General features: G+C 29.9%; 6 protein-coding genes. All 6 read right to left on the reverse strand.

What is annotated here, in order from left to right:
- Window positions 1–197: 197 nt before the first annotated feature.
- Window positions 198–851 carry a cysteine hydrolase family protein gene (locus KPL37_RS18870; protein ID WP_216151616.1) on the reverse strand — a complete coding sequence of 218 codons (654 nt, stop codon included), beginning with the start codon at window positions 849–851 and terminating at the stop codon, window positions 198–200.
- Window positions 852–921: 70 nt separating this feature from the next.
- A complete protein-coding gene (locus tag KPL37_RS18875) occupies window positions 922–1,842 on the reverse strand; it encodes an NUDIX hydrolase (RefSeq protein ID WP_216151617.1) in 921 nt (306 codons plus the stop codon).
- Window positions 1,843–2,040: 198 nt separating this feature from the next.
- A complete protein-coding gene (locus tag KPL37_RS18880) occupies window positions 2,041–2,517 on the reverse strand; it encodes a glutathione peroxidase (protein ID WP_216151618.1) in 477 nt (158 codons plus the stop codon).
- Between the two features lie 198 nt (window positions 2,518–2,715).
- The gene (locus tag KPL37_RS18885) at window positions 2,716–3,489 is read right to left on the reverse strand and encodes an EFR1 family ferrodoxin (RefSeq protein WP_216151619.1); all 774 of its coding nucleotides are present in this window, start codon (window positions 3,487–3,489) and stop codon (window positions 2,716–2,718) included.
- 292 nt (window positions 3,490–3,781) lie between these two features.
- Window positions 3,782–5,251, reverse strand: coding sequence for a 4Fe-4S dicluster domain-containing protein (locus tag KPL37_RS18890; RefSeq protein ID WP_246578381.1), 1,470 nt, complete (start codon window positions 5,249–5,251; stop codon window positions 3,782–3,784).
- A gap of 382 nt (window positions 5,252–5,633) precedes the next feature.
- On the reverse strand, window positions 5,634–6,281 hold the full coding sequence (fsa, locus tag KPL37_RS18895) for a fructose-6-phosphate aldolase (protein ID WP_216151620.1): 648 nt from the start codon (window positions 6,279–6,281) through the stop codon (window positions 5,634–5,636).
- Window positions 6,282–6,415: the final 134 nt, after the last annotated feature.

Below are 6,415 nucleotides of genomic sequence, written 5' to 3' on the forward strand. Positions count from 1 at the left end.
AGTAGGTGTATTAAACTTACCCAAAATTATAATTCAAACAAAGTAAAGCACCAACAATTCGTTGGTGCTAATGTTTCACTTAATTTGGGACATTTTCAAAAATGATTGACATATGAATGTGCCATAATATAAAATTAGTTCCTTTAGGCAAAAGGAACTAATTCATAACCTTATTTGGTAGAATATTTTTTATATGATTATAATATAGTATCAACTACCTCTATGCCATTGGACTTCATTTCCCAAAGTGATATAACTTTCATTAAGTCACCATCATGAGTTCCAATGTCAAAGGTTTCTACTGAATCTATTGGTATAATGATTCTTCTATCAATGTTTTTTTCATTAAAATATGTTTTTAATGTCTCTGCAAAATGCTTAACACATATATCCGTCGAACAGCCTTCTATAATATAATTTTCAATTTGTGCTTCATTTTTATTTAGCCATTTTTTAAATTCTGGCACATGGAATCCATTAGTACTATTCTTATGTATTATTGTAGTATTACTATGAAGAGTAGCTCCACAATTCAATGAAGAGATAAGCTCTGCCTCTGTACTATTTTTTAAGCAATGTCTTCCATAGATTTTAAACTCAGTAGAATTTTCATCATGTTGCTCCAAAAAAAATACCTTCTTATATCCATATGTGCGCTCATTAATAGCTACAACATTATCTATAATAGTTTCAACTCTTGGTGAAGACATTATTCCAGCATGGACAAAACCATTTACCATATCCATAACTATCAAAGCTGTTTTTTCTTTTGGAAGGTCATTTAGATTAACTACATTTCCCTTTATTTCATTTTGCATATCAAATATTTTATTTATTAGTAAATTTATCATACATATCATTTCCTCTCTTTTATTATTTAGTATTTTAAATTATATATCACCTAAGGTGATAATTAACCTATTAGTCTAAAAAATTATGTTCCCAGTTTTCATTAAACATATAACAGGTTGCAGGTCTTCCAGCTGTTGTTTTTTCTTTGCTAGTTTCTACAACCATCCTCTTAATCTTGCGCCTAAAATTAGCTCTTGATAAAGGTTTTTCTAAATTAAGAATAGCCTCATATATTTTTTGAGCTTCTCTTAACGTAAAATATTTTGGAAGCAGCGAAAACGCAATTGAGGTATATTCTATCTTATTTTTCAATCTATCTAACGCATAATACACTTCGTCAATATGATCGAAAGCAAGTTCATCTTTACTCCACTTAAGTGGCTCATAAGAAGGTACTTTAATTGTAATAATGCCATTTTTAACAAATCTTTCAGAAACAACATAACCTATTTTAACCTCACCATCATCAGAAATAAGTGTTATATTATAAACATCAACTCTCTCTATTCCAGAATTATCTGATGAAATAAAATCTTTCTTTACCGTAAACCATTGAGCATAAGTAGCATCATCACCTGCTACTGCCTTAATATTTGTTTTATCAGCAAGTGCCAAGTAAGCTATCGAAATAACCCTCATCCTTGGGTCCCTATCTACTAGATCCCCAAAAGTTTTTAACTGTTCAAAATACACACTATCAATATTAGTTTCTTCTTTTAGTTCCCTGTAACAAGCAGTACTTAATCCTTCATCAATATTAACGAACCCACCTGGAATTCCATAACATCCAATATATGGGTGGTCATCTCTCCTTACCAAAAGTAATTTAAGCGCTTTATCAGGATCTTTTCCCTCTACAGGTATATCATCTATTGTAAAAAGTAACATATCCACTGTATTAGATGGTCTATCATAATTCCCTGGCACATAGCTATCCAAAAATTCCTTTTCAGTTAATCCATCCTTATTTTTTATATCTAAATTTCTCATAATCATTTTTCCTTTCTATATTATTTTATTATTATTTTATGACTATGCTAATCTAATCACTTTGTATTGTTATAATACTATTACCTTAGCACCATATAGATACAAAGTCAATGTTTTTGTAATAAATACTTAAACTATTGTTACTGTTAAAAAAACGAGTCTGAATTTATACAGACTCGTTTTTTTAATATATCTTTATTATTTTAATAATTTTTCGATATCAGTTTTTATATTTAACGGAAGCACTGTTGGCGCATATCTCTTAATTACTTCCCCTTCTTTATTTATTAAAAACTTAGTAAAATTCCATTTTATTTCCTTACCTAAGAATCCTTTTTCTTCATTTTTTAAATATTTATACAATGGATGTGCATTTTGCCCATTTACATTTATTTTTTCAAACATAGTAAAACTAACCCCATAATTTAATAAACAAAACTGCTGTATCTCTTCATTACTACCAGAATCTTGCTTTGCAAACTGATTGCAAGGGAATCCTAAAATTTCAAAACCTTGCTGCTTATATTCGTTATATAATTTTTCAAGACCTTCAAACTGAGGTGTTAATCCACACTTACTTGCAGTGTTTACAACTAGAACAACCTTACCCCTATATTCCTCCATCTTTATATCTTGTCCATCCATTTCTTTTGCTGAAAAATCATAAAAATTCATATTGTCTACTTCCCTTCAGATTAATTATTTTGGTTTTATTCAATTTAATTTTACTCAACTTCATTGTATATTTAAATGTTTTTATTGTCAACTTAATTTCTATTAAACTTATTATTTTATTACATACGAAAAAAATAAGCGTAAAATTTCTATTTAAGAGACCTCACGCTTATTATATGAATTAAATTTTATTATATGTTAGTGAAATAACTCTGTAACATCTACATCGGGGTGATGATAACGACCTCTTTTTCTTGTTACTTTTTTATATTGAATTGATTTTTGTGGGCACCACTGCATACAAGCAAGGCATTGCTCGCATTTATGTTGCCATTGTGGTTTGCCCTCAATCATTTCTATGTTATTTGTAGGACATACCTTTGAGCATGTACCGCAACCATTACATTTCTTGTCTGTCCAAAAATCTTTATCTTTTTCATACGGGCTAAAACTACTGTAAATCATGCCACCAACTGTTCTCCTTAAGCTTTCCCCTAGTCCACTAAATCCAACTATCTCATTATTATTTAAACTTTTAACAATTTCACTGATTTTTTCTTTTTCATTGTCAAAACACTTTTTCTGTTTTGCTTTAGAGTAAGGTGCGTATATTACTTGATAATTTCCTGGCATTTTGATTTTAAATGCAGCACTAAGTTTAATACCCTTGTCAGTTAACAGCTCTTCTAATTGTTTTATAGATGCCCCGGCTGCTGCTCCAAAAGTTACAACAGTATAAACATATGAATCCTTTGTAATACTAATTTTTTCAATAAACTGTTTAACTAAAAGTGGAATTCCAGAAGCGTATACAGGAAAAATAAATCCAATTTTATTTGATGTTGTATTATTAATATTCATATTTTTTTCACATATTTGTATAATTTCTGTATCTTTAAGTCCTGCCGATATATCCTTTGCAACCTTTAAAGAATTACCTGTACCACTAAAACAATAGATTATCGATTCCATAAAAACACTCCTATACTCAATATTATTCCCATTACAACAATTTTATTTATAACTATTATATACAATGCTATTGTATATAATAATTAATGTCAAGATTTTATAAAAAAAATATGGAACCTCTCTTTAAAGAAAAGTTCCATATCCCTTTATACATTAAATCATCTCCTGCGGAGCTGCAATATTAACGACTTCAGAAGGAGTTTTATAATCTACCTAAAGTTTTATATTTATTATGGTATGTAACTCACACTTATAGAAATAGGAGACTTTCCTTCTGAAATGTCGTTAAATATTATTTAGTCATGAAGTCTTTACCACGATGCATATCAACTTTCTCAACTTTTATTACTTTAATTGTTTCAATAACATTTTTTTCCATTGCTAGTTTCCCATATTTATTTACTTCATTTTTATCTTTTGGAGTATGATGAAGCGCTGTTGCGCCACCTATACATCCACCTAAGCAAGCCATTCCTTCTATAAAATTACCATTGGATCTATTGAATTTTAATAACTTCAATGCTTTATCACACTCAATAAGTCCATCACAGCTTATAGGTTTAAATTCTGATGTTGTATTTGAAGTATCAACTAAATGTTTTACTGCTTCTGTGAGACCACCTGATCTAGCAAAAATTCTTCCGTAATAAGATGCATTATTTAATGGAAGTTCTTCGCATTCCTCAAGGTCTATTTCATATGCATCGAGCATTGCCTCAAGCTCTTCAAAAGTCAATACATAGTCAGTAATTCCTTTTATATCAGCTTGCTTTATTTCCATTTTTTTAGCTGTACAAGGTCCAATAAACACAATTTTAGATAAGGGATCTGCATTTTTAATAAGTCTACAAACTGCTATCATCGGTGAAACTGTGCTTGAAACATGTTTTCCGAGCTCAGGATAATGCTTCTTAATATATGAAACAAAAGCTGGGCAACAAGAACTTGTCATTGTTTTAAGTTCCTCTATAGTCTCTATAAATTCTTTTGTTTCATTTTGCACTACCATATCAGCACCAAGAGCTACTTCTATAACATCATGAAATCCCATTTGTTTTATACCTGAAACTACTTGTCCAAGTTTAACATAAGTAAATTGGCTAGCTATTGCAGGTGCAACTACAGCATATACATGTATGTTTTCTTTTGGTTCTTGTAATAAATTGACAACATCTACTACTGAGGATTTATCCATAATTGCACCAAAAGGACATTGATAAACACAAGCCCCACATTGAATACATTTCTCATTATCAATTACTGCTTTTTTATCTTCATCAAAACTTAAGGCTCCAGCATTACAAGCTCTACGACAAGGTCTCATAACATCAGAAATCGCATTGTATGGACAAGCTGTCTTGCATTTACCGCATTCAATACATTTATTTGGATCAATGTAAGATCTTCTATTTATAATTTGGATTGCCCCCACAGGACATGCTTGAGTACATTTATGTGTTATACAACCTCTGCAACCTTCAGTGACAGTAAATCGTTGGATCGGACATGCATCACAAGCAGAACTTATTACTTCAATAACATTTTCATTCGTTTTATCTCCACCCATTGCAAGCTTAATTCGATCCCCAACAATGGCTCTTTCCTTATGAATACAACAACGTGTTTTTGCTTTAGGTCCTGGAACAAGAACCTTAAATAGATTTTTACCTTCTTTTTTAAGAGTTCCTTTAATAGAAAGTTTAACTACTTCTTTTATTACCTCATATTTTATAAGTTGTATATCATTATCAAACGCTCTCAAATAAATCACTTCTCCTAGGTTTAGAATGTTGATCATAAATATCAAATTTAGTCGTCTTAAAACGGGAGTAAAATATATTTACTACCCATCATTAAAAATCTATTCATTAAAATGTCATTAATATTCTTCTTAATACCCAAATTTAACTATGTTAAAACAATAACATAGTGTTAATAATTTATCAAGTGAAATTTTAGGCTTGCATAAGGTTAAACACGCTGACTCTACTTCTTATATACCTTATACTCTTTCCCACTACTCTTAAATTTAATATAATAATATTAATATTAAATATATTTATAGTATTTTTTTCATAACACCAAATATATATCAAAAAAAAAAGAGCAACACAATTCGTTACCCTTTTGTAATGCTTTCATTATTATTTACCGAAAGTTTCTTTCCAATCATTAGAAAATTTTTCTATTCCAGCATCTGTTAATGGATGTTTTATCATTTGTTTAATAATTTTAAGTGGTACCGTAGCAATATGTGCACCTGCAACTGCAACATCTGTAACATGCATTGGGTTTCTTATGCTAGCTGCAATTATTTCAGTATCTATTGCATGTACTTTAAATATTGTTACAATAGTTCTTATTAAATCCATAGCATTAGCATTTATATCATCAAGTCTTCCGATGAATGGACTTACATAAGATGCACCTGCTCTTGCAGCAAGTAAAGCTTGCCCTGCACTAAATATTAATGTTACATTAGTTTTTATTCCTTCTTTTGAAAGTACTTTTACGGCCTTTAGACCATCCTGCGTCATTGGAATTTTAACAATCATATTTTTATGGATTTTTGCTATTTCTCTTCCTTCTTTTATCATACCTTTTGAATCTAAAGAAATAACTTCTCCACTTATAGGTCCGTCTACAATAGAAGCTATTTCTTTTATAACTTCATTAAAGTCTCTTCCTTCTTTTGCAATTAAAGATGGATTAGTAGTAACACCACAAATAACACCCATGTCACTAGCTTCACGTATATCTTCTACATTAGCTGTATCAATAAATAATTTCATATAATAATCCTCCTTATAAAAAGGATAGTGTTAACACTATCTTTGTTTTATTTATTTAAAACCCTGCTATTGCAAGGATTGTAGCTGTTTTTAGCACAAAAAACAATGACCCCCTCTATTTGGTATAATTGTTG

It is taken from the genome of Clostridium frigoris (genome assembly GCF_018861865.1).
GTDB classification, from domain to species: Bacteria; Bacillota; Clostridia; order Clostridiales; family Clostridiaceae; genus Clostridium_AD; species Clostridium_AD frigoris.

Bases quoted from the DNA above. Each gene is read 5' to 3' on its own strand.
- KPL37_RS18870 (WP_216151616.1), bottom strand. From the start codon at position 851: ATGATAAATTTACTAATAAATAAAATATTTGATATGCAAAATGAAATA.
- KPL37_RS18875 (WP_216151617.1), bottom strand. From the start codon at position 1,842: ATGAGAAATTTAGATATAAAAAATAAGGATGGATTAACTGAAAAGGAA.
- KPL37_RS18880 (WP_216151618.1), bottom strand. From the start codon at position 2,517: ATGAATTTTTATGATTTTTCAGCAAAAGAAATGGATGGACAAGATATA.
- KPL37_RS18885 (WP_216151619.1), bottom strand. From the start codon at position 3,489: ATGGAATCGATAATCTATTGTTTTAGTGGTACAGGTAATTCTTTAAAG.
- fsa (WP_216151620.1), bottom strand. From the start codon at position 6,281: ATGAAATTATTTATTGATACAGCTAATGTAGAAGATATACGTGAAGCT.